The organism is Arenimonas sp. GDDSR-1 (assembly GCF_025980345.1).
Classification (GTDB): Bacteria; Pseudomonadota; Gammaproteobacteria; order Xanthomonadales; family Xanthomonadaceae; genus Arenimonas.
In genome coordinates, this window is sequence record NZ_JAPDUI010000004.1 from 1 (window position 1) to 21824 (window position 21824).

Sequence of the window (21824 nt, forward strand, 5' to 3'; positions counted from 1 at the left end):
GTCGCGCGCTATGCACTCGGCCGCGATTACCACAAACTGATGCGGCAACGCCTGAAACAGCTGGCAGAGTTCATCGCGTCCGAAGTCGGCCGCTTCGGTTACCGCGTCCTGGTGGATTCGGCGCCGTCACTGGAAAGGGCTCTGGCCCGCAACGCGGGCCTGGGCTGGATCGGCAAGCACACCTGCCTGATCGACAAGGATGAAGGCTCCTGGTTCTTCCTGGGCGAAATCTACACCGACCTTCCGTTGCCGGGCACGTCATTGTCGCCGCAGGGCCATTGCGGAACCTGCACGCGCTGCATCGACATCTGCCCGACCGGTGCCATCATCGCGCCGAACCGGCTGGATGCGCGGCGGTGCATCAGCTATCTGACCATCGAGCATCAGGGCAGCATTCCCGAAGAATTCCGCGAAGCCATAGGCAACCGCATCTTCGGCTGCGATGACTGCCAGCTGGTCTGCCCCTGGAACAAATTCGCCAAAGTCCATGCCGAACCCGACTTCGCGGTCCGGAACCGCCTGGATGAGGCCAGCCTGCTGGAATTGTTCGCCTGGACGGAGGCCGAATTCCTGCAGCGCACCGAAGGTTCGGCCATCCGGCGCACCGGTTACATCAACTGGCTGCGCAATCTGGCGGTGGCACTGGGCAACGCCGCTCCGACTCCGGAGCACCTGGATGCCCTGCGCGGAAAATGCGACCATGCCGATCCGGTCGTGCGTGAACATGCGCAATGGGCGTTGCAGCGCCTTGAAACGAAACTCAGTTCCGGTGCATGACCCCGAGAAGCTCGCGCGTTACCGGATCCACTCCCGAAAAATCGGTCTGCTCGCCTTCGACATAGGGCATCAATCCGGTAGCGATGTTTTTGCCCAGTTCAACCCCCCATTGATCGAAGGCATTGATGCCCCAGATCTGCGACTGCACGAACACACTGTGCTCGTAGAGCGCCAACAGCATGCCGAGTGCATACGGGGTAAGCTCGTCGAGCAGCATCACCGTTGACGGACGGTTGCCCGGATAGCGGCGCTGCGGATCCTCGCTGGGCTGGCCGTTGGCCAGGGATTCGGCCTGCGCCAGAAGATTGGCCAGGATGAAATGATGGTTGGTCGGCTGGCAGTGGCCGGACTTGATTACCCCGAGGATGTCCAGCGGCACCGTGCCGATGCCCTGCTGCAGATACTGGAAGAAACTGTGCTGGCTGGGATTGCCGCTGGCGCCCATCAGCACCGGACTGGTGGCCTGCGGGCAATCCTCGCCATCGACGGTAACCGATTTGCCGAGGCTTTCCATGATCACCTGCTGCAGATGCGCCGGCAGCAGTTCCAGACGCTCGTCGTAGGGAATGATGCCCTGCGTACCGTAGCCCATGGCATTACGGTTCCAGACCGACATCAGCGCCTGCCAATGCACCAGATTGTCTTCGATCGGCGCCTCCAGGAAATGGGCATCCATGGCGGCGGCGCCGCGCAGGAATTCGCGGAACACCGGCATGCCCAGACCGAGCACCACCGGAAAGGCCACGGCCGACCACACCGAAAAGCGGCCGCCGACCCAATCCCAGATCGGCAGGATGTTGTGCGGCGGCACATCGAATGCTTCGGCACGGGCACCGTTGGCGGTAATGGCGAATACCCGTTCCGAATCACCGACCCAGGCCTTGAGCGCCGCGCCATTGATCAGTGTTTCCTGGGTGCCGAAACTCTTGCTGACCAGCAGGACCGCGGTTTTTTCCGGATCCAGCGCATTCATGTAGCGGTCCAGATACATGCCGTCGGCGGAGCTGAGGAAATGCACATTAAAACCGCCATTGCCGAATTCCGCCAAAGCATTGAGCACCAGTCGCGGACCGAGATCGGATCCGCCGATGCCGACGCTGAGGATATCGGTGATGCCCCGGGATTTCAGCCGCTCCGTCAATGCTTCCATGGAATCCAATACGTCCCGGGCGCCTGCATGGGCCGAGCGCGCCTCTGCTGTTACGCCCAGATCGCTGCGCAGTGCGGTGTGCAGAACGGCACGGTCCTCGCTGCGGTTGATGCGGGCACCGTCAAAAAGCTCGCGTACCTTTGTCCGGATGCCGGAGTCGAGCAGACGACGCTGCATATCGGACAAAGCCCGGGCATCCAGATGCTGACGGGCGAAATTGCAATACAGGGGTCCGAGCCGCCGGGCAAAAGCGGTGTTGCGTCCGGGTTCGGCGGCAATCAGTGCTGCAATCGGCTGTTGCCGGCATCGCTGTGCATGTTCCGCCAAGGCCTGCCAGTCCTGTTCATTCCACATGCCATGATTCCTTGTTCAGGGGATTTCGAATTCGAGATTGTCGATCAGGCGCGTGCGCCCGAGGAAAGCGGCGATCAGCGCCACCCGCTTGTTGTCCGCTGCTCGGCTGGCCGGTGCCAGCGCAGCCGATCGGATTTCCGCATAGTCCACGGTGAATCCGAGGGCCTGCAGGGCGGTTTCGGCATCGCGCTCAATCTGGGCGACCGGCACGCCGGCGATGCAGGCCGCACGCATCTGCTGCAGGGTACGGTAGATCGCCGTCGCAGACTCGCGCTCGGGGTCGCTCAGATACTGGTTCCGCGAGCTCATGGCCAGCCCGGAAGGCTCACGCAGGGTCGGTGCCGGAATGATCTCTACCGGGAAACTGAGTTCACCGGCCATGTAACGGATGACCTGCAATTGCTGGTAGTCCTTGCGGCCGAACACCGCACAGTCAGGCTGCACCATATTGAACAGGCGCGCCACCACCGTGGCCACGCCGTTGAAATGGCCCGGACGGTGCGCGCCGCAGAGGATGTCGGTGATGCCGGGCACGTGCATCTGGACGCAGCCGATGGCCCCGAAGGGATACATCACATCCACCGACGGCAAAAACAGCGCCGCCGCCCCGGCCTGCGCCAGCCCGTCGGCATCGCGTTGTTCGGTCCGCGGGTAGCGGGCGTAATCCTCGTTCGGCCCGAACTGCGTCGGGTTTACGAAAATGCTGGCGACGACCGCATCGCAATGTTGCTGGGCCAATTCAACCAAGGCGTAATGGCCTGCATGCAGATTGCCCATGGTCGGCACGAAGCCGACCCGAAGGCCATCACGCTTCCAGGTGCCGATGCATTCGCGCAACGCGGCGAGATCACGGAAGGTCTGCATCAGGCGTAGCCGTGCTCAGCCTGCGGAAAGGCACCGCTTTTAACCTCGGAGACATACGCCTGGAACGCCGATTCAATGGAATCGCGGCCTTTCAGGAAATCCTTGACGAAGCGCGGACGGCGGTGGCCGGAATTGATTCCCAGTGCATCGTAGGACACCAGAATCTGGCCATCGCAATCCGGTCCCGCGCCGATGCCGATGGTGGGAATTTCCAGACTGCGGGTGATTTCAGCGGCCAGAACGGAAGGCACGCATTCAAGCACCAGCAGCTGGGCCCCGGCCGCTTCGACCTGCTTCGCCTGAGCCAGCAATGCCTGCGCCGCATCGGCGTCCCGGCCCTGGACTTTGAAACCGCCCATGCGCAATACCGATTGCGGCGTCAATCCAAGATGGGCACAGACCGGAATTTCGCGGGCGCTCAGATACTCGATTGCGTCCAGTACGAATCCGGCACCCTCCAGTTTCACCATGCTGGCCAGTCCCTCGGCCAGAAGCGCACTGGCCGCATCGATGGCGCGTTCCGGTGAGGCGTAGCTCTGGAAAGGCATATCGGCGATCAGCAAGGCGTGCTGCAGGCCACGGGCCACACAGCGGCTGTGATAGACCATGTCCTCGACGCTGACCGACACCGTGTTGACTCCGCCCTGCACCACCATGCCGAGTGAATCGCCGACCAGCACGGCATCGATGCCGGCTGCATCCATGACCCGCGCGAAACTGGCGTCGTAGGCGGTCAAGCTGGCGATGCGTTCCCCGGCCGCCTTCATCCGGCGCAGATCGGGCACGGTCCGCGCGCGGCGACTGGGCGTATCAGCAGGGCTGGTGTACATGCGGTAATCCTTCGGCGATGCGCCGTATCGGTTGTTCGGAAATACGTTCGAGAAGCGGCTTCAAAGCCCCCAAACCGGGAATGCACAGGTCAGGGGCGATTTCCGCCAAGGGTAGCAGAACGAAAGCACGTTCCGCCATGCGTGGATGCGGCACCTGAAGCCGTCCGCCATCGATTACCGTGTCCGCGTACAGCAGGATATCGCAGTCCAGGGGACGCGGACCCCAGCGTGGTCCGGCGCTGCGGTCCCGGCCATGGGCCTGTTCAATGGCCAGCAATGCATCCAGCAGCGCCTCCGGCGCCAATGCGGTGTCGACTTCGATGACGGCATTGGTGTAATCGTCCTGGAGCATGCCGCCCCAAGCCGGACTGGAATAGAGACCCGATACGGCAGCGATCCGTGTCTTCGGCAGCATCGCGATCGCCTCGAGAGCCGAGCGGAACCGTGCCGGCACATCGCCTTGGTTGCCGCCCAATCCGATGAACGCGCGCACCGTCATCGACACTCAACCGTCGGTGGTTTTCGGTTTGCTGCGCCGCCGCCGGCGCTTGGGCGGCACATGGGCGCTCTCGCCGCCGATGGCGGGTTTGCTTTGGCCGGGAATGATCTGTGCCAGCTGTTCCGGCGCCATGGTCTGTGCCTGTTCCCAGAATTGCACTTCTTCGGCCAATTCGGGGATGCCGGTGGCGCGAAGCGCCAGAAAATCGAACGCCGCGCGGAAGCGCGGATGGGCGAGAAGACGGAATACGCGCTTGCGGGTGCGTTGGCTGAATCGGGTCTGCAGTTGCCAGATTTCATGCATCGGCAACGAGAACCGGCGCGGTATGGCGATACGCTCGACCTGACGCAGGGTGACGCGGTCGGCGGCGCGCTGCTGGGCAACGCTGAGCTCGGCCCCGGAATTCTGCAGGATCGCCAGCTCGCGGCAATAGGCCGGCCACAGCAGGCAGGCGAACAGGAACCCCGGAGCAACCGATTTGCCGGCGTTGACACGGGCATCGGTCTGTCTCAGGGATTCCAACAGCATGTCGCGCAATGCGCCGGTGCGGTTGGTCTGCAGTGCTTTGGCAGTATCCGGAAACAGCACATCGAGAAGCGCGAAACGCTCCAGCAGGAGGAAACTCTTTTCGGCGCTGCCGGCCAGGAAAATTTTCAGGCATTCATCGAATAGACGGGCCGACGACGCACTGGCCAACAGACCGGCCAGCTCGGGAATCGGTTCGGCGGCGGTGGCGTGGATGCTGAAGTCGAGTTTTGCCGCCAGACGCACGGCCCGCAGCATCCTGACCGGATCTTCGCGGTATCGGGTGACCGGATCGCCGATCAGCCGCAGAATGCGGGCCTGCACATCGGCATAGCCCCCGACGATGTCGCGTACGCTGAAATCTTCGACGGTGTAATACAACGCGTTGGCGGTGAAATCCCGGCGGAAGGCGTCTTCCTCCAGTGTTCCGTAGACATTGTCACGGATGAGGTGGCCTTCCTCGTGGACCTGGCGATCGACGAGCGCGGTATCATCATCCCCGGAAGCACGGAATGTCGCGACTTCGATGATTTCCTGGCCGAACATGATGTGCGCCAGCCGGAACCGGCGGCCGATCAGGCGGCAATTGCGGAATTGGGCACGCACCTGCTCGGGGGTGGCATTGGTGGCCACATCGAAATCCTTGGGGTGGCCGCCGATCAGCAGGTCACGGACGGCGCCGCCGACGATATAGGCCTCGAAGCCGGCATCACGGAGCTTGTAAAGAACCCGCAGGGCATTCGGGCTGATGTCCTTGCGCGAAACGCCGTGGTCGGCGCGGGCGATGACCGCCCCTTGACCGGATCCTTGGGGATCGCTCATGGCGCTCCCAAATGCAGTAAAATATTCACGAACGCTAACCCTGTGGCAGATGGGCCATTTTAAGGGTTTTCACTCCCATTAGGTGATTTATGCCATTTGTCGTGACCGAAAACTGCATCCGCTGCAAATACACCGATTGCGTCGAAGTCTGCCCGGTTGACTGTTTCCACGAAGGTCCGAATTTCCTGGTCATCGATCCTGTCGAGTGCATCGACTGCACCCTGTGTGAACCGGAGTGTCCTGCCAAGGCGATTTTTCCGGAAGATGATGTGCCCGCCGGCCAGGAACATTTCGTGGCACTGAATGCCGAATTGGCCGCCCAATGGCCGGTCATCACCACGCGCAGCGACGCCCTTCCGGATGCCGCGGAATGGGACGGCAAGACCGATAAGCTGCAGTTCCTGCAGAAATGAAAAGAGCGCCGGAAGGCGCTCTTTACATGCATCATGCTCCGCTCAGAGCTTCTGTTTGAGCCGCGCCAGCAGCTGGCCCGAAGCCGCACTCTCATTGCCTGCGCCGTCTGGACCGAGCGCTACGACGCGGGATTTCCCGGCATTGCTCTGCACCGATATCAGCATGGTTTCACTGCCGTAGGACACTTCATAGCTGGAAATGCCCTCGACCGCACTCAGGATTTCGACGCCTTCGATCTGCCCCAAAGCGCTGCCGACGCGTTTCCAGGTGGTCGCGACATCCGCATTGACGTTGATGCTGCGTACGATTTCCATGGATACCGCATTGATGCCGACGGCACTCTTGGGTGGAATCTTCAGCGCCTCGCGGTCATTGGGCTTGCTCAGGTCCGGCGGAATGGCCAGCGGCTTGGTCAATTCCACACCTTCATACTCGGACTTCTTGTTGAACAAATGCCAGCCGCAACCCGAAAGCAGCAGGGCCGGCACGACGACCATAAGCGCGGCGCGTGTACCGATTTTGACGAAACCGTTCATTATGTGTCCTAGTCTCAGATGGATTGTTCGATAGTTTTGCATAATTCCAGCATCCGTTGCGCCTCGCCGGCATGGGACTCCGACAGCGGCAACAGCGGCAGGCGCAGGCCGTGGCCGAATCCCATCAGCCGCATCAATGCTTTCACGGGTACCGGATTCGGTTCGACACCGAGGAAATCGTAAAGGTTCCGCAAACCGGCATCCAGCACCTGGGCGCCGGCGACATTGCGGTCCTGCAGCAGCTGGCAGATGCGGGCGAAGGCGGCGGGCACCACGTTGGATGCCACGGAAATCACGCCTTGGGCACCACCGGCGATGGCCCGCACGAACGTGGGGTCGTCGCCGCTCAGCAGGCTGAATGCTGGCGATGCCAGGGGATACAGTTCCTGCCAGCGTTCTTCATCACCGACCGCCTCCTTGAACCCGATGATGTTGCCGTGACTGCACAGACGGGCGACCGTCTGCGGCTGCAGATCGCACCCGGTCCGGCCTGGTACGTTGTAAAGCACGACCGGAATTCCGGAAGCGTCGGCCACAGCGCCGTAATGGGCATGCAAACCGGCCTGGGTCGGGCGAACATAGGGCGGAGTAACCACCAGCGCGATATCGGCGCCGCTGTCCTTGGCGAGTTTGGTCTGGCGGATGGTCTTGGCGGTTGAAGACAGACCGGTTCCGGCCAATACAGGAATCCGGCCGGAAACTCGAATCGCCGCCAATTCAATGAGTTGAGCGTATTCTTCGTCACTGAGGGTTGCGGCTTCGCCGGTGGAACCGGCGACCACGATGGCGGCGCTGCCGCTGCGGATCTGCATGTCGATCTGGGCGCGCCAGGCACCGAGATCAAGCATTCCGGACTCGGTAAACGGGGTGGTTAGCGCGGTAATACTGCCTTGCAACTGCACTTTCAGGCTCCTTGGAATTAAATACGGGCCGGGGCTTGCCGGACCGCCATCAAGACTCTATTCTGTCTTTAATATTCTGACACAGATTTCCGTGTCGCAGGAACGCCACTTGAACGAACACGAAACCGCTTCGCCTGCCTCCCCCGCTTCCGGCAACCACCTGCTGATCAGCGCCTACAGCACCTATCCGAATTCGCCGTTGCTGATGGTTTCCCGCCGCATTTCCGAATCCGGATGCAACCTGGTCGACACGCGCCTGGCCACCGTCGGCCGGGACGTGTCGCTGGTCGCCCTGGCCACCGGCAGCTGGGACAGCATCGTGAAACTGGAATCCCTGCTCGGCAAGTTCGAGCGCGAACACGACATCAAACTGACTTTTTACCGCACCGGTCCGAAACCTATGCAGAGCAACCTTCTGCCTTACCTGGTGGAAGTGGTGGCGGCGGACAAGCCCGGCATCCTGTTCCAGCTCGCCGACTTCTTCGACCGGCAGGGCATCACCATCGAAAACATGCAGTCCAACGGCTATCAGGCCATGCACACCGGCGCCTCCATGTTCACCGCGCAATTGACCATCGGCATTCCCGCCAACATGCACATCGCGGCACTGCGCGATGATTTTATGGAGTTCTGCGACCATCTGAACCTCGACGCGATCATGGATCCAATGAAGTACTGACCTTTCCCCCACTAAGGAAGAATCAATGACCCGCAGCAAGCGCATCTATGTCCTCGATACCAATATCCTGATGCATGATCCAACCGCGCTGTTTAAGTTCGAAGAACACGATGTTTTCATTCCCATGATGGTCCTTGAGGAACTGGATAACGGCAAGAAAGGCCACTCCGAATCCTCACGCAACGCCCGGCAGGTCAGCCGGTTCCTCAACGAGCTGGTCGAATCGCACGGTAGCCGCGACATCGCCGAGGGCATAACCCTGGTCCAGCCGAAAGGCCTCAACCTGCGGGCCGAACAGAGCGTCGGCAAGCTCCACTTCCAGTTGAAGCAGGTCGAAGCCGGCAAGCGCTTCGGTACCGTACTGCCCGACAACCTCATTCTTGGCTCAATACTGCAGCTGAAGGAAGACAACCCCGGCGTTCCGGTGGTTCTGGTCTCCAAGGACATCAATCTGCGCATCAAAGCCTCGATCTGCGGTGTCGCCGCCGAGGATTACGAGAACGACCGCGCCATCGACGATTTCAATCTGCTGTTCACCGGCGTACGTGAACTGGAAGCCGACTTCTGGGAACGCCATCAGGGCAACCTGCGCTCCTGGACCGACAAGGGCCGCACTTACTATGAAATTCTGCGTGCGCGTGATGAGGACTGGTTCATCAACCAGTTCCTGTACATGCCGGGCGATGACGAGGTCGAAATGCGGGTCTGCCGCATGGATGGCGACAAGGTCGTGCTGCAGATCGTCGATGATTACCGGACACCCCAGCATCAGGTCTGGGGCGTCGGCGCCCGCAACCGCGAACAGAACTTCGCGCTCAATGCCCTGATGGATCCCGAAATCGACCTGGTCACCCTGCTCGGCACCGCCGGCACCGGCAAGACGCTTCTGGCATTGGCGGCCGGCCTGACCCAGACCATGGACAGCCAGCGTTACCGCGAAATCATCATGACCCGCGCCACGGTCTCGGTCGGCGAGGACATCGGCTTCCTGCCCGGTACCGAGGAAGAGAAGATGACGCCCTGGATGGGCGCCCTGACCGACAATCTGGAAGTGCTGACCAACACCCAGGAGCAGAACTCGTGGGGGCGCGGCGCCACCAACGAACTTCTGGCCTCGCGCATCAAAATCCGGGCTATGAACTTCATGCGCGGACGCACTTTCCTGAGCCGATGGCTGATTGTGGACGAAGCGCAGAATCTGACCCCGAAACAGATGAAGACCCTGATTACCCGCGCCGGCCCCGGCACCAAGATCATCTGCATGGGCAATGTCGAACAGATCGATACGCCCTACCTGACCGAAACGACCTCGGGTCTGACTTACGCGGTCGACCGCTTCAAGAACTGGGCGCATTCCGCGCACATCACCCTGCGCCGCGGTGAACGCTCACGTCTGGCCGATTACGCCTCCGAGGTGTTGTAAGCCATGGCGCGGGTCCCGTCCGTGCTCACCATCGCCGGATCCGACTCCGGCGGCGGTGCCGGCATCCAGGCCGACCTGAAAACCTTCGCCGCACATGGCCTGCACGGCCTGTCGGCGATTGCCGCCCTCACCGCCCAGAACACCCGCGGCGTGCAGGCCATCCATGTACCGCCGCCCGCTTTTCTCAAAGCCCAGCTTGATTCGGTGTTTTCGGATTTCGATGTGCGCGCGGTAAAGATCGGCATGCTGGCCAATGCACGCATCATCGACACCGTCGCCGACGCGCTGGAGCGCTACCGTCCGAAATCCGTCGTGCTCGACCCGGTGATGGTGTCGAGCTCCGGACACACCCTGCTGGAACCCCGTGCCATCCGGAAACTGGTCGACCGCCTGTTACCAATAGCCACGGTCATCACCCCCAACATCGACGAAGCCGTGCTGCTGCTCGACCATGCCATCGACAACGACGAACAGGCTGAAGGCGCATTGGTCGAGTTGCTGGCCATGGGTGCGAATGCGGTGCTGCTCAAAGGCGGACACCTGTCGGGGAAGAAAGTCATCGACCGGCTCGACACCGGTAAAGCCCTGTTCGAGTTCGAGCACACGCGGCTGAAGGTCTCCGGCCACGGAACCGGTTGTACGTTGGCGGCGGCCATCGCCGCCAATCTGGCGCTGAAGAAACCCCTGCCGGAGGCCTGTGAAGCCGCTGGCGATTACGTGTTCAAGGCTCTGAAAAGCGCTTACAATCCCGGAACCAGCGGATTATCGGTTTTGAAACACCTCCAGTAACGTAACCATGCACAACAAATCGCACTACGACACCCTGAATGTCAGCCGCAATGCCAAACCGGCTGCGATCACCGAAGCCTACGAGCGCCTGGTCCAGAAGTGCCGTGACGAGCTCCGCCCCAATGCCGATCCTTCACGCTACCTGAAGGCCATCGGCGATGCACATGCCGTACTTTCCGATCCGGATCAGAGAGCGGCTTACGACCTCTGGCTGCAGGAACAGGAACGGGCCAAAAACGGACCCAAGTTGCCGGCATCGCCGATCAAAACACCGCCAGCCGCCAATCCCCGCGCCAAAGACCCGAATCAAAGTACTGGCAACATTCCGGCCCCTGTTGCGCCCGAATCGGCCGACGCACCCGGGAAATTCCGGCTTACTGCTGCAGCTCTCCTTGTTCTGGGAGTGGCCGGCCTGTTCTGGCTCTACAAGGGCCGGAATACGCCTGAACCGCCGGTAGCGGTCGCTTCGGATTCTGCGGATAACGCCGTAATACAGCCCCCTGCAGAACCATCCCGGAGTGAAGTCAAGGCAACGGAGGTGGCTGAAATCGCCATACCGGATCACGACCGCGTGGCACTGGAGAATTACCTCGGCAGCTGGCATGGCGGCGTGGATACCTCGGCAAAATGGCAGAAACTGGAGATCCAGAAGAAATCCGCCAATAGCCTGGTGTTCCAACTGGACAGCAAAGCTCCGGGTAAAATCGGCGAGGTTTACGGTGTCGCGGAATTCCGTAACGGCTATGCGCTTTTCTTCAACCAGGAATACGGCTGCAGCATCGTTTTCAGCATCAAGTCCGGCACCTTGAATGTAAACACCTCCGGCTGCCAGGCCTACCACGGGGCCGGAACGGGCTTTGACGGCGATTATGTGCGCGCGGACATGGTGAAAAATACCGGTACACCGGTCGTGGGAGCTAACGCGAAACAAATCGCTCCGGTCAAACAACCGAAACCCGTGACAGCACCCTCAACGGTCAGCTCAGCCGCGCCTGTCAATGCTCCGGAGGCACCGGCCGCCAATTCCGGCAAACTTTACCGCTTCGTGGCGACCGTCAAGAATGCCGAAGGCAAAACCGAACGCATCGAGCTGGTTGCCGTAAACGAGGAGGCCGCGCGCGCCATCCTGCGTGATTTCCGGGGCAACCCGAAAGTTGTCCGCATCCGGCGGGCCTGGTTCTGAGATTTCAGGAATCAAAAAAACGCGCCGAAGCGCGTTTTTTTTTGTTTGAGAGACGGAAAATATCAGGCCTTGATGTGCTTGATGATGGCCGCGGCGAAGGTCTGCGTACTGCCGGTGCCGCCCAGATCCGGCGTCAGGTGGTCTTTGTCGTTCATGGTGTCGATGATGGCCTGCTTGAGCCGGCGGCCGGCATCGACCTGACCGATGTGTTCCAGCATCTGCACAGCGCCGAGCAGCAACGCGCAGGGGTTGGCGATGCCTTTGCCGGCGATGTCCGGGGCCGAACCGTGCACGGCTTCGAAAATGGCACAGTCCTTGCCGATATTGGCGCCCGGCGCCAGGCCGAGACCGCCGACCAGACCGGCGCACAGATCGGAGATGATGTCGCCGAACAGATTGGTGGTCACGATCACGTCGAACTGCTCCGGCTTCATGACCAGCTGCATGCAGGTGTTGTCGACGATCATCTCGTTGCATTCGATCTGCGGGTATTCTGCAGCCACTTCGCGCGCCACTTTCAGGAACAGACCGGAGGTGGTTTTCAGGATATTGGCCTTGTGTACCACGGTGATTTTCTTGCGTCCGAGGTTCTTGGCCAGCTCAAAGGCATAGCGAACGATGCGTTCGGAACCCTTGCGGGTGATTTTCTGGGTCAGCAGCGCGGTTTCGCCGTCCTCGGAAATGCTTTGGCCTTCCCCGATGTAGGCGCCTTCGGTATTCTCGCGCACGGTGATCAGGTCGATGTTGCTGTAACGCGACTTGGTGTTCGGGAAGCTGATGGCCGGACGGACATTGGCATACAGGTCGAATTTACGGCGCAACGCGACATTGATCGAAGAAAACCCCTCGCCGACCGGCGTGGTCAGCGGGCTTTTCAAGGCGACTTTATGTTTGATGATCGCGGCCAGCGTGGCTTCCGGCAGCAGTTCGCCGGTTTTTTCATAGGCACTCAGGCCGGCATCGACGAAATCATACTGTAGACCGACGTTTAGGGCATCGAGCACCTCCAGGGTAGCGTCCATGATTTCCGGACCGATGCCATCTCCTTTGATGACGGCGATTGTCTGCGACATATGCTGATTCCTGGGTGGATTGAAGTAAGCCCGCTATTATAGCGGACTAGCCCCGTCCGGAGCCGAACAGGGCCTAAACCGCCGTCATATCGGGGCCTCTCGGCTCAATCGTGCTTGTGCTCAGGCACGGCATGGATGCCCTGCCCCTCGAGCTGGTCGAGGAAATCGACGCCCCGGCGCAGGTGGGGGATGACAATCGAGCCGCCGACCACCAGCGCCACGGAGAACGCCTCGAAAAACTCCTCGCGGTTGACCCCGGCCTCCTTGCACTGGGCGATGTGGTAACTGATGCAGTCATCGCAGCGCAGCACCATGGAAGCCACCAGACCCAGAAGTTCCTTGGTTTTCAGGTCAAGGGCGCCGTCTTTATAGGTTTGGGTATCAAGCGCGAAAAAGCGCCGGACCACCTGATTGTCCTCGGCCAGGATGCGTTCGTTCATGCGCTGGCGGAACTCGGTAAAGGCTTTGACGCGGTCCTGTTCGCTCACGGGGCTTGCTCCACTAAGGGTTGAAAGTTTCCGGCACGGTCCAGGGCCACCATGTCGTCAAAACCACCGACATGAGTACCATTGACGAAGATCTGGGGCACCGAGGTGCGCTTGGCCCGTGTCATCATCTCATTGCGGGCTCCGGCGTCCTGGTCGATGCGGATTTCGCGGTAGTCCAAGCCCCTGGATTTCAGGAAATTCTTGGCCGCCACGCAATAGGGGCAGACGGCGGCGCTGTAGATGAGGATATCGGCCATGACGGTCCTTGGGATGACGGGGAACTATGCGTTAGTATGTGAGTCCCAGTGTAAGTGAATTCAAGTGCATAACGGATGAACAAATTACACCCTGCCGGGAACGGACTGGCTTTGGCCGTACTGGTCGCCCTGAGCGGCGCCGGCATGGCCTGCATGGCCCAGGAAACCACCCTGCCCGAATTGGGGTCTTCCGCCGGGGAAATGATTACCCCGGCTCAGGAAGCGCAGTATGGCGGCTATACCCTGCACCAGCTGCGGCAGATGAACTATGTGCTCGACGACCCTCTGCTGGACTCCTGGCTGCAGACCATGGGCCACCGGCTGGGCGCCAATTCCGACAATCCCAGGCAACCCTATACCTTCTTCCTGCTGCGCGAGCGGCAGATCAACGCCTTCGCGACACTCGGCGGTTACATCGGCACCAATGCCGGTTTGGTTCTGACTGCCAAGACCGAAGATGAAGTGGCCGGCGTGCTCAGCCATGAAATTTCACACGTCACCCAGAAGCACGTGATCCGTTCGGTCGAGCGCGCCAAAAAGGACCAGATACCCATCATGCTGGCGGCGCTTGGAATGATCGTGGCAGCGCAATCGGCAGGCGGCTCGGGAAACTCGGCGGATAATGCCTCGGCCGCCGCCATGATGAGCGCCCAGGCCCTGATGATCCAACGCCAGATCGATTACACCCGCTCCAACGAGTCCGAGGCCGATCGCATCGGCATCCAGACCCTGTTCCGGGCCGGCTACAACCCGGATGCATTGGCCGATTTCTTCGCCCGGATGGAAAGCGTGGGCCGGGCCAATTCCGGGGGTTATACCGCCCCGGACTACCTCCGGACGCATCCGGTCAGTGCCACCCGCATCAGCGAAGCCCGTGACCGCGCCCTCAAGATCCGCGATAACCGCGCGGTGCTCGGCGCTGGCGGCAAAAATCCGGACAACCCGCTGCTACCCGACTTTGCCCGACCCGACACCCTCCGCCAAACCGCCGCCGGCAGCGATTTCCCGTGGGCCAAGGAACGCCTGCGCGTGCTTTCCGCATCCAGCCCCGGCGCCGCCATCATCGAGTACCGGCGCGGCATCGATGGCTATGAAAGCAAACCCAGCGAAGCCCATCAGTATGGACTGGCCCTGGCCTATATCGCCAACCGACAGGGCAATGATGCCGAAGCGATCCTGGCCGACTTGCATAAAAAGCATCCGGACCACCTGTGGATCGCAATTGCCCTTGCGCAAGCGGCGCAGGCTGCCAAGAAGCCGGTCCTGGCTGAATCCCGATTCGAGCAATTGCTGGCCAAGTTCCCGGATAACCGTGCGGCTCTTCTGGCTTACGCCGACTTCCTGCTTGAACAGGACGATGCCACGAAAGCGCAGCGGGCCCAGGAGGTCCTTCGTCGCTTCGGAGGCGACGGCGAGGATTTCACCTACCAACGTCTGTTGGCGCGCGCTTACGAGCTTTCCGGAAACACCCTCAGGGCCGCCGAAGCCTATGCCGAAGTCGCTTTTCTGAACGGCCGGGTCGATGACGCCATCAATCAGCTCAACGCCCTGCTCCGGAACGACGACCTGGATTATTACCAACGTGCCCGGGTGGAGGCCCGGATTGCCGAATTCATGCCGATCTCGCTGGAACTGAAGCGTCAGGGCATCAAACCGGAAGAACAGGGCGGCTGAGTCTGTGACAGGCTGTCATAAAGCCGTCATAATGATTGGATGTAATGCCTTAACTCCCGAGACTAAGGTTCTGCCGTGCAAGCTCAAATCCTGATTGTCGAAGACGAACCGGCCATCCGTGACATGATTGCCTATGCCCTTCGTACGCAATCCTACCAGCCGATCTGCGCCCAGGACGCCAAAGAGGCCATGCAGGCCATCTCCGAGCGCATTCCCGACATGATCCTGCTGGACTGGATGCTTCCGGGCACCCCCGGCATTGAACTGGCCCGACGCTTCCGCCGGGAAAGCAATACCCGCGATGTGCCGATCATCATGCTGACCGCCAAGGGCGAGGAATCCGATCGAATCGCCGGTTTCGACAGCGGCGTCGATGATTATGTGGTCAAGCCCTTCTCCGCCCGTGAACTTCTGGCGCGGATCAAAGCCGTGCTGCGCCGCAGCCGTGAGAATGAAGATGACGGTTCGATCGCCGTCGGCCCCCTGCGCCTCGATGCCAATCAACAGAAACTGCTGGTCCGTGAGGAGAAAGTCCATCTCGGCCCGACGGAATACCGTCTGTTGCATTTCATGATGAGCCATGCCAACCGGGTGTATACCCGCAATCAGCTGCTCGATTTCGTCTGGGGCGGCGGCAGCGACATCGAGGACCGGACCGTGGATGTGCATGTCCGCCGTCTGCGCAAGGTACTCGAACCGTTCCAGCTGGAATCGATGATCGAAACCGTACGCGGGGCCGGCTACCGCTTCGTCGGGCAACCGCCGGCATCCTGAACATGGCCAAGGCGACCCTGACTGCACTGGCGTGGCGGCAATCCTGGATTCTCTGGGGCTTCACCTATGCCGTCGGTCTTGCCATCGGTTATGCCTTGGGCAGCGGCAGGGGTGTGCTGATTGCATTCATCGCGCTGACCGTATTCCAGATTGTCCGCGCCTACCGCAAACTCGGTCGCATCCTTGACCAGCTGGAATCGCGGGTATTGAATCCGCAGCCGGATGGCCAGGGCGTCTGGGCGGCATTGGAAACCCTGATTTACAAAAAGAACCGGGAACACCGCATCCGCATCGGCCGCCTGGTCCAGATGCTGCGCGGATACCGGCTTGCCGCGGGATCCATGCCGGAAGGCGCCCTGGTGGTGAGCCGCGAAACGGGATATCTCGTGTGGTCGAACAAGACCGCGAAACGGATGCTCGGACTGCACCCAGGCGAGGAAGACACCAACCTGTTCCGGCTGTTGGGCCAGGAAGTGAAAACCTGGTTCACCACGGCGGATGCGGAAAAACCCCTGCTGAACGTGAACTCGCCCGGCGAGCACGATGCCTATCTGGATCTTTTTTTGCTGCCCTACACTGCCCAGAACAGCCTGGTGGTGATGCGCGACTCCACCAAGATGCGGCGGCTGGAGCAAATGCGCAGTGATTTCGTCGCCAATGTTTCGCACGAGCTGCGGACCCCGCTGACGGTCATCCACGGCTATCTGGAGCTGATCGAACAGCAGGACAGTCCGGAGCTGCAGACCATCATCGCCGAAATGCAGAAACAGTCGAGCCGCATGAACAATCTGGTCGAGGACCTGCTGAACCTGTCACGGCTCGAATCCGGAAGCACCCTGCCGGAAGAAGCCATCAGCACCGGCGCGCTGCTGCACACATTGCAGCAGGAGGCCATGGCCCTGAGCCAGGGCCGGCATGAAATCAGGCTCGAGCCGGAGTTCAGCGGTCTGCTGATCGGTTCGCCGAAGGACATCCACAGCGCGTTTTCGAACCTGGTGTCGAATGCGGTGCGCTATACGCCTGCCGAGGGCCGCATCGTCATCGGCTTCCGCCGCAACGAGGCCGATGGACTGGATTTCTGGGTGCAGGATACCGGTTTCGGCATTCCGGCCGACCAGATCAGCCGCCTGACCGAACGCTTCTACCGGGTGTCCACCAGCCGTTCGCGCGAGCTCGGCGGAACCGGACTCGGACTTTCGATCTGCAAACATGTGCTGAATCTGCATCAAGCCGAACTGCGCATCGAAAGCACGCCCGGCAAGGGCAGCCGCTTTCTCTGCCGCTTTCCGGCCACACGCGTGGCTTAACCGCACCTGCGGCATCTGCTATGCTTCCCCGTAACGGCACTGAATGAAAGCGCATGAGCGATATCAACGATTATTCCGATTCGGACCTGTTCCTCAACCGCGAGCTTTCGCAGCTGGAATTCAATTTCCGCGTGTTGGCGCAGGCGCAGGATCCGGCGATCCCCCTGCTCGAGCGCCTCAAATACCTGTGCATATCCTGCACCAATCTGGATGAGTTCTTCGAAATCCGGGCGGCGACGGTCAAAACCGCGCTTCAGTACAAGGCCCCGCTGCTGCCGGACAACATGGATCCGCAGCTGGCGCTGGACAAGATCTATCTGCTGTCGAACCGGCTGGTGAAGGCGCAGTATGCCCTGTGGAACGAGACCCTCAGGCCGGAGCTGGCCGCGGCCGGCGTACGCATTCTCGACCGCGGCAACTGGAATGCGGCCCAGCGCCGCTGGCTTCAGCATTATTTCAAAACGGAAGTCCTGCCGATTCTTTCGCCGCTGGCGCTCGACCCGGCCCATCCGTTCCCGCAAATCCTGAACAAAAGCCTGAATGTCGCGGTCGTTCTTGACGGCAAGGATGCTTTCGGCCGCCGCGGCGGTCTGGCCATCGTGCGTGCGCCGCGTTCCCTGCCGCGCATCATCCAGTTGCCGGAATCCGTTTCCGGCGGACGCGACGACTTCGTTTTCCTCTCGGCAATGCTCAGTGAATTCGTCGGCGATCTTTTCCCGGGAATGAAGGTCAAGGGCGCCTACCAGTTCCGCGTCACCCGCAACTCCGAACTGTTCGTCGACGAAGAGGAAGTCGAGAATCTCGCGAGCGCGCTGAAAGACGAACTACACTCGCGCGGCTACAACCCGGCGGTACGCCTTGAAATCGCCAAGGACTGCCCGAACCGGATCGTCCAGATCCTGCTGGAAAACTTCAATCTTTCCGAGAATGCGGTATCGCGCATCAACGGGCCGGTCAACCTCAACCGGGTCATCCAGGTCTATGACCTGGCCAAGCGTGCCGACCTGAAGTTTCCGAACTTCAAGCAGGGCCGTTCCACGCTCGACGAAGAGGATCCGTTCGGCAGCATACGCGCCGGCGACATCCTGCTGCACCATCCTTACCAGAGCTTCAACGACGTCCTCGATGTGCTGCAGCATGCCGCCAACGACCCGCATGTCCTGGCCATCAAACAGACGCTGTACCGTACCGGCAAGGACTCCAAAATCATCGAACACCTGATCACCGCCGCACACAATGGCAAGGACGTCTCGGTGGTGGTGGAACTGCGGGCCCGCTTCGATGAAGAGGCCAATCTCAATCTGGCCAACCGCCTTCAGGAAGCCGGCGTGCAGGTCATCTACGGCGTGGTCGGGTTCAAGACCCATGCCAAAATGATGCTCATCGTCCGGCGCGAAGGAAAGTCGCTTCGGCGCTATGCGCATCTCGGTACCGGCAACTACCATGCCGGCACCGCCAAGGTCTATACCGATATCGGGCTGTTGACCTGCCATCCCGGCATTACCCAGGATGTCCATTCGATCTTCCAGCAGCTTTCGGGCCTGAGCAAGCCGATCGCGCTCAAGCACCTGCTGACCTCGCCGTTCACCCTGCATGCCAGCCTGCTCAAGAAAATCAAGCGCGAGCAGAAACTCGCCCGTGACGGAAAGAAAGGCCACATCATCGCCAAGATGAACGCCATCAACGAGCCCGATGTGATCAAGGCCCTGTATGCGGCTTCGCAGGCCGGCGTCAAAATCGAACTGATCGTCCGCGGCGCCTGCTGTCTGCGTCCCGGCGTGCCCGGTCTGTCCGACAACATCAGCGTGAGAGCGCTGGTCGGGCGTTTCCTCGAGCACAGCCGCGTGTACTGGTTCGGCAACAACGGCAAACCGGAAATTTACTGTTCGAGTGCGGACTGGCTGGAGCGCAATCTGCTGCGCCGGGTCGAAACCTGCTTCCCGGTCCTCGAGCCGGAACTGGCGCAGCGCGTGTTCACCGAAGAGCTCGAGTATTACCGCCGCGATAACTGCCAGTCATGGATGCTGAATGCCGATGGCAGCTACAGCAAGATCGTGCGCTCCGATGACGAGCCGGTCTTCTGCGCGCAGGCCCAGCTTCTTTCCGAACTCTGCCGCAAACGATGAAAAGCAGCCGCCACAATCCGGCACTGAAAGACGGCGATCTGGTGGCCGCGGTCGATCTCGGTTCCAACAGTTTCCACATGGTCGTCGCACGGCACGTGCTCGGCCAATTGCGCATCATCGACCGCATCAAGGAACACGTCATGCTGGCCGACGGCCTGGATGCGGACCGGAACCTCAGTCCGAAATCGGCGAAGCGCGCACTCGACTGCCTGGCCCTGTTCGGACAGCGGCTGGCTTATGTCAAACCCGTCAATGTCCGCGTGGTCGCCACCAACACCATCCGGACCATGGTCAATCCCGGGGCTTTCCTGACCAAGGCCGAAGCTGCCATCGGGCACCGCATCGAAATCATCGCCGGCCGCGAAGAAGCGCGTCTGATCTACCTCGGCGTTGCGCACGACAAACCGCCGAAAAAGGGCAAACGCCTGGTCATCGACATCGGTGGCGGCTCCACCGAATTCGTCATCGGGCGCGGCTTCGAAATCATCGAGCGCGAAAGTCTGCAGATCGGCTGCATCGCCAACCTGCACCGCTTCTTTCCCGATGGCAAATGGAACGCAAGGCAGTGGCAGAAAGCCAAGACGCAGATCGGCGTGGACATGCAGCCGTTCGTCCGTGCTTACCGCGCACAGGGCTGGAAGGAAGTGTACGGAGCCTCCGGAACCATCAAAGCGCTGTCCGACATCGCCAGGCATCAAGGCATCAGCGACGGCAGCCTGACGCTCAAGACCCTGCAGCTGCTGCGCCAGGAACTGATCGATTTCGGAAGCATGCAGAACATCCGCTGGCCGCAGATTTCGGCGTCGCGGCGGCATTCCATCGCCGGCGGCCTGCTGACTCTGGAGACGGCTTTCGAAGAGCTCGGCATCGCACGCATGCAGACCAGCGACTACGCCCTGCGCGAAGGCGCGCTTTTCGACATTCTCGGGCGCAACAAGGATCACGATCCGCGGCTTGATTCGGTCAAGGCACTCCAGGAACGTTACTCCATCGATACCGCGCAGGCGCAACGGGTCGAGGACTACGCGATGGTCCTGTTCGACCAGGCCAGACGCTTCTGGGATCTCGACGCGGTCGACCGCGAAGCCCTGGTCTGGGCATGCAAGCTGCATGAAATCGGTCTGGCCGTGGCTCACAGCCAGCACCACCATCATGGATCCTACCTCATCGATCATTCCGACATTTCCGGATTCTCCAAGACGGAACAGCACCTGATCGCGGTGCTGATCCGGAACCAGCGCCGCAGCATCCACTTCAAAAGCCTGCTGACGCTGACCGAAACGCGTGCCATCCGCGCACTGCGCTGCATCCTGCTGCTGCGCCTTTCGGTACTTCTGTACCGCAGCCATTCGGCCGAAAGCATTCCGAAACTGAAACTTTCGGTCGCACGATCCAGACTGCAGCTCGCGATTCCCCGGAAATGGCTGGATCAGCATCCCCTGACGCGTTCCGATCTTGAAAATGAAATCGCCTACCTGAAAGCCGCGGATATCACGCTGGCCATCATCGAGAAATAGATGAACTATCTGCACGGATTCCACGCCGGCAACCACGCCGATGTCCTGAAACACATGGTCCTTCTGGCGTTGCTGGCACGCCTCAAACAGAAAGACAAGCCGTTCTTCATTCTGGACACCCATGCCGGACGGGGCCAGTACCTGATCCAGGGCGAGCAGGCACGGAAAACCGATGAAGCGCGCGGCGGCATCTTCAAGCTGATCGTGCTCAAAAAACTTCCGGAAGTCCTCAACAACTACCTGAAGCAGGTGGAACGGGTCAATCCGGTCGGAAGCCTGATCAACTATCCCGGTTCTCCCCTGTTGACAGCACAGCAGCTGCGCGACGGCGACCGGCTGGTCTGTGTGGAAATGCAGAAGGGCGAGGCCGATGCGCTCAAGCAGCTGTTTGCGCACGACAGCAAGGTCCAGGTCCAGCACGGGGACGGCTATCAGGCCATCAAAGCCCTGCTCCCGCCAACGCCGCGACGCGGCCTGGTTCTGATCGATCCGCCGTATGAAGCACAGGAACAGGAGTTTCTCCAGATCCTGCAGAGCCTGCAGGATGCCCTCAGCCGCTGGCCGACGGGCCAGTACGCGGTCTGGTATCCGATCAAACAGCGTGCTTCCATCAAGTCCTTCCTGCGCAAGGCGGCACAGCTGCCCTGCCGTACCGTACTTGCCATCGAACTGCTGGTTCGCCCCGACAACTCGCCGCTGCGCATGAACGGCAGCGGCATGCTGCTGATCAATCCGCCCTTCCGTATCGACGCCGATCTGCATCCGGGCATGCGGCAATTGGCCGAACTGCTCGATGACGGCGGTGCTTCGTTCACCATGAAATGGCTGAAAACCGAGAATCCGGAAGCCGTGAACTGATAA

At 60.8% G+C, this 21824-nt stretch carries 22 protein-coding genes; 12 read left to right on the forward strand and 10 right to left on the reverse strand.

Annotated features, from left to right (window positions below):
- The coding region (queG, locus tag Q0W88_RS01260) for a tRNA epoxyqueuosine(34) reductase QueG (protein WP_297799158.1) at window positions 1–777 on the forward strand (777 nt) is incomplete at its 5' end.
- Here the strand turns inward: queG and pgi are convergent.
- The 5 genes from pgi to pcnB are packed head-to-tail and all read right to left on the reverse strand — an operon-like array spanning window position 761 to window position 5821.
- Window positions 761–2281: a glucose-6-phosphate isomerase gene (gene pgi, locus Q0W88_RS01265; RefSeq protein ID WP_297799160.1), complete on the reverse strand. Its 1521-nt coding sequence runs from the start codon at window positions 2279–2281 to the stop codon at window positions 761–763. The genes queG and pgi overlap by 17 nt on opposite strands.
- A 15-nt stretch (window positions 2282–2296) precedes the next feature.
- Window positions 2297–3148 (reverse strand): pantoate--beta-alanine ligase, encoded by an 852-nt coding sequence (gene panC, locus Q0W88_RS01270; RefSeq protein ID WP_297799269.1) that lies wholly within the window; start codon window positions 3146–3148, stop codon window positions 2297–2299.
- The gene (gene panB / locus Q0W88_RS01275) at window positions 3145–3975 is read right to left on the reverse strand and encodes a 3-methyl-2-oxobutanoate hydroxymethyltransferase (protein WP_297799162.1); all 831 of its coding nucleotides are present in this window, start codon (window positions 3973–3975) and stop codon (window positions 3145–3147) included. The genes panC and panB overlap by 4 nt, the downstream gene beginning before the upstream one ends.
- A complete protein-coding gene (folK, locus tag Q0W88_RS01280; RefSeq protein ID WP_297799164.1) occupies window positions 3956–4474 on the reverse strand; it encodes a 2-amino-4-hydroxy-6-hydroxymethyldihydropteridine diphosphokinase in 519 nt (172 codons plus the stop codon). Before folK ends, panB begins: the two co-directional genes overlap by 20 nt.
- 6 nt (window positions 4475–4480) lie before the next feature.
- Complete coding sequence (pcnB, locus tag Q0W88_RS01285) at window positions 4481–5821, reverse strand: polynucleotide adenylyltransferase PcnB (RefSeq protein ID WP_343212521.1); 1341 nt, start codon at window positions 5819–5821, stop codon at window positions 4481–4483.
- Window positions 5822–5910: 89 nt separating this feature from the next.
- Here pcnB and fdxA point away from each other — a divergent pair, with 89 nt between their 5' ends.
- Window positions 5911–6234 (forward strand): ferredoxin FdxA, encoded by a 324-nt coding sequence (gene fdxA / locus Q0W88_RS01290; protein WP_297799166.1) that lies wholly within the window; start codon window positions 5911–5913, stop codon window positions 6232–6234.
- Between the two features lie 42 nt (window positions 6235–6276).
- On the opposite strand, the gene Q0W88_RS01295 is transcribed toward fdxA, so the two are convergent.
- Together Q0W88_RS01295 and dapA are read right to left on the reverse strand one after the other, a co-directional pair.
- Window positions 6277–6771, reverse strand: a complete 495-nt coding sequence (locus Q0W88_RS01295) for a hypothetical protein (RefSeq protein WP_297799169.1) — start codon at window positions 6769–6771, stop codon at window positions 6277–6279.
- Window positions 6772–6785: 14 nt separating this feature from the next.
- Window positions 6786–7673 carry a 4-hydroxy-tetrahydrodipicolinate synthase gene (gene dapA / locus Q0W88_RS01300; RefSeq protein WP_297799171.1) on the reverse strand — a complete coding sequence of 296 codons (888 nt, stop codon included), beginning with the start codon at window positions 7671–7673 and terminating at the stop codon, window positions 6786–6788.
- 109 nt (window positions 7674–7782) lie between these two features.
- Between dapA and Q0W88_RS01305 the strand changes: the two genes are divergently transcribed.
- From Q0W88_RS01305 to Q0W88_RS01320, 4 genes are read left to right on the forward strand one after another with little or no spacing between them, the layout of a single operon-like run.
- Window positions 7783–8352 carry a glycine cleavage system protein R gene (locus Q0W88_RS01305; protein WP_297799173.1) on the forward strand — a complete coding sequence of 190 codons (570 nt, stop codon included), beginning with the start codon at window positions 7783–7785 and terminating at the stop codon, window positions 8350–8352.
- A gap of 25 nt (window positions 8353–8377) precedes the next feature.
- Window positions 8378–9775 (forward strand): PhoH family protein, encoded by a 1398-nt coding sequence (locus Q0W88_RS01310; RefSeq protein WP_297799175.1) that lies wholly within the window; start codon window positions 8378–8380, stop codon window positions 9773–9775.
- A 3-nt stretch (window positions 9776–9778) separates the two neighbouring features.
- Window positions 9779–10564 (forward strand): bifunctional hydroxymethylpyrimidine kinase/phosphomethylpyrimidine kinase, encoded by a 786-nt coding sequence (gene thiD / locus Q0W88_RS01315; RefSeq protein WP_297799177.1) that lies wholly within the window; start codon window positions 9779–9781, stop codon window positions 10562–10564.
- Between the two features lie 7 nt (window positions 10565–10571).
- A complete protein-coding gene (locus Q0W88_RS01320) occupies window positions 10572–11747 on the forward strand; it encodes a DnaJ domain-containing protein (protein WP_297799179.1) in 1176 nt (391 codons plus the stop codon).
- Window positions 11748–11809: 62 nt separating this feature from the next.
- Here the strand turns inward: Q0W88_RS01320 and Q0W88_RS01325 are convergent, their stop codons facing one another.
- The 3 genes from Q0W88_RS01325 to grxC all read right to left on the reverse strand — a co-directional run bounded on the left by Q0W88_RS01325 (window position 11810) and on the right by grxC (window position 13565).
- On the reverse strand, window positions 11810–12820 hold the full coding sequence (locus tag Q0W88_RS01325; protein ID WP_297799181.1) for an isocitrate dehydrogenase: 1011 nt from the start codon (window positions 12818–12820) through the stop codon (window positions 11810–11812).
- A gap of 104 nt (window positions 12821–12924) precedes the next feature.
- Complete coding sequence (locus Q0W88_RS01330; protein WP_297799271.1) at window positions 12925–13260, reverse strand: carboxymuconolactone decarboxylase family protein; 336 nt, start codon at window positions 13258–13260, stop codon at window positions 12925–12927.
- Between the two features lie 44 nt (window positions 13261–13304).
- Window positions 13305–13565, reverse strand: a complete 261-nt coding sequence (grxC, locus tag Q0W88_RS01335; RefSeq protein ID WP_297799183.1) for a glutaredoxin 3 — start codon at window positions 13563–13565, stop codon at window positions 13305–13307.
- Window positions 13566–13709: 144 nt separating this feature from the next.
- Here grxC and Q0W88_RS01340 point away from each other — a divergent pair, with 144 nt between their 5' ends.
- From Q0W88_RS01340 to rlmJ, 6 genes are all read left to right on the forward strand, one after another.
- Window positions 13710–15239 carry a M48 family metalloprotease gene (locus tag Q0W88_RS01340; protein WP_297799274.1) on the forward strand — a complete coding sequence of 510 codons (1530 nt, stop codon included), beginning with the start codon at window positions 13710–13712 and terminating at the stop codon, window positions 15237–15239.
- Window positions 15240–15314: 75 nt separating this feature from the next.
- The gene (gene phoB, locus Q0W88_RS01345) at window positions 15315–16013 is read left to right on the forward strand and encodes a phosphate regulon transcriptional regulator PhoB (protein ID WP_297799185.1); all 699 of its coding nucleotides are present in this window, start codon (window positions 15315–15317) and stop codon (window positions 16011–16013) included.
- Between the two features lie 2 nt (window positions 16014–16015).
- On the forward strand, window positions 16016–17320 hold the full coding sequence (gene phoR, locus Q0W88_RS01350; RefSeq protein WP_297799187.1) for a phosphate regulon sensor histidine kinase PhoR: 1305 nt from the start codon (window positions 16016–16018) through the stop codon (window positions 17318–17320).
- Window positions 17321–17373: 53 nt separating this feature from the next.
- Window positions 17374–19446, forward strand: a complete 2073-nt coding sequence (gene ppk1 / locus Q0W88_RS01355) for a polyphosphate kinase 1 (RefSeq protein ID WP_297799190.1) — start codon at window positions 17374–17376, stop codon at window positions 19444–19446.
- Entirely contained in the window at window positions 19443–20963 is a 1521-nt protein-coding gene (locus tag Q0W88_RS01360; protein WP_297799192.1) for a Ppx/GppA phosphatase family protein, read from the forward strand. The genes ppk1 and Q0W88_RS01360 overlap by 4 nt, the downstream gene beginning before the upstream one ends.
- Window positions 20964–21821 (forward strand): 23S rRNA (adenine(2030)-N(6))-methyltransferase RlmJ, encoded by an 858-nt coding sequence (gene rlmJ / locus Q0W88_RS01365; protein ID WP_297799194.1) that lies wholly within the window; start codon window positions 20964–20966, stop codon window positions 21819–21821.
- Window positions 21822–21824 lie beyond the last annotated feature (3 nt).

Excerpts from the sequence above, each read along its gene's own strand:
- pgi (WP_297799160.1), bottom strand. The coding sequence starts at position 2,281 with ATGTGGAATGAACAGGACTGGCAGGCCTTGGCGGAACATGCACAGCGA.
- panB (WP_297799162.1), bottom strand. The coding sequence starts at position 3,975 with ATGTACACCAGCCCTGCTGATACGCCCAGTCGCCGCGCGCGGACCGTG.
- folK (WP_297799164.1), bottom strand. The coding sequence starts at position 4,474 with ATGACGGTGCGCGCGTTCATCGGATTGGGCGGCAACCAAGGCGATGTG.
- pcnB (WP_343212521.1), bottom strand. The coding sequence starts at position 5,821 with ATGAGCGATCCCCAAGGATCCGGTCAAGGGGCGGTCATCGCCCGCGCC.
- fdxA (WP_297799166.1), top strand. The coding sequence starts at position 5,911 with ATGCCATTTGTCGTGACCGAAAACTGCATCCGCTGCAAATACACCGAT.
- Q0W88_RS01295 (WP_297799169.1), bottom strand. The coding sequence starts at position 6,771 with ATGAACGGTTTCGTCAAAATCGGTACACGCGCCGCGCTTATGGTCGTC.
- Q0W88_RS01310 (WP_297799175.1), top strand. The coding sequence starts at position 8,378 with ATGACCCGCAGCAAGCGCATCTATGTCCTCGATACCAATATCCTGATG.
- thiD (WP_297799177.1), top strand. The coding sequence starts at position 9,779 with ATGGCGCGGGTCCCGTCCGTGCTCACCATCGCCGGATCCGACTCCGGC.
- Q0W88_RS01320 (WP_297799179.1), top strand. The coding sequence starts at position 10,572 with ATGCACAACAAATCGCACTACGACACCCTGAATGTCAGCCGCAATGCC.
- Q0W88_RS01325 (WP_297799181.1), bottom strand. The coding sequence starts at position 12,820 with ATGTCGCAGACAATCGCCGTCATCAAAGGAGATGGCATCGGTCCGGAA.
- Q0W88_RS01330 (WP_297799271.1), bottom strand. The coding sequence starts at position 13,260 with ATGAACGAACGCATCCTGGCCGAGGACAATCAGGTGGTCCGGCGCTTT.
- grxC (WP_297799183.1), bottom strand. The coding sequence starts at position 13,565 with ATGGCCGATATCCTCATCTACAGCGCCGCCGTCTGCCCCTATTGCGTG.
- Q0W88_RS01340 (WP_297799274.1), top strand. The coding sequence starts at position 13,710 with ATGGCCTGCATGGCCCAGGAAACCACCCTGCCCGAATTGGGGTCTTCC.
- phoR (WP_297799187.1), top strand. The coding sequence starts at position 16,016 with ATGGCCAAGGCGACCCTGACTGCACTGGCGTGGCGGCAATCCTGGATT.
- ppk1 (WP_297799190.1), top strand. The coding sequence starts at position 17,374 with ATGAGCGATATCAACGATTATTCCGATTCGGACCTGTTCCTCAACCGC.
- Q0W88_RS01360 (WP_297799192.1), top strand. The coding sequence starts at position 19,443 with ATGAAAAGCAGCCGCCACAATCCGGCACTGAAAGACGGCGATCTGGTG.
- rlmJ (WP_297799194.1), top strand. The coding sequence starts at position 20,964 with ATGAACTATCTGCACGGATTCCACGCCGGCAACCACGCCGATGTCCTG.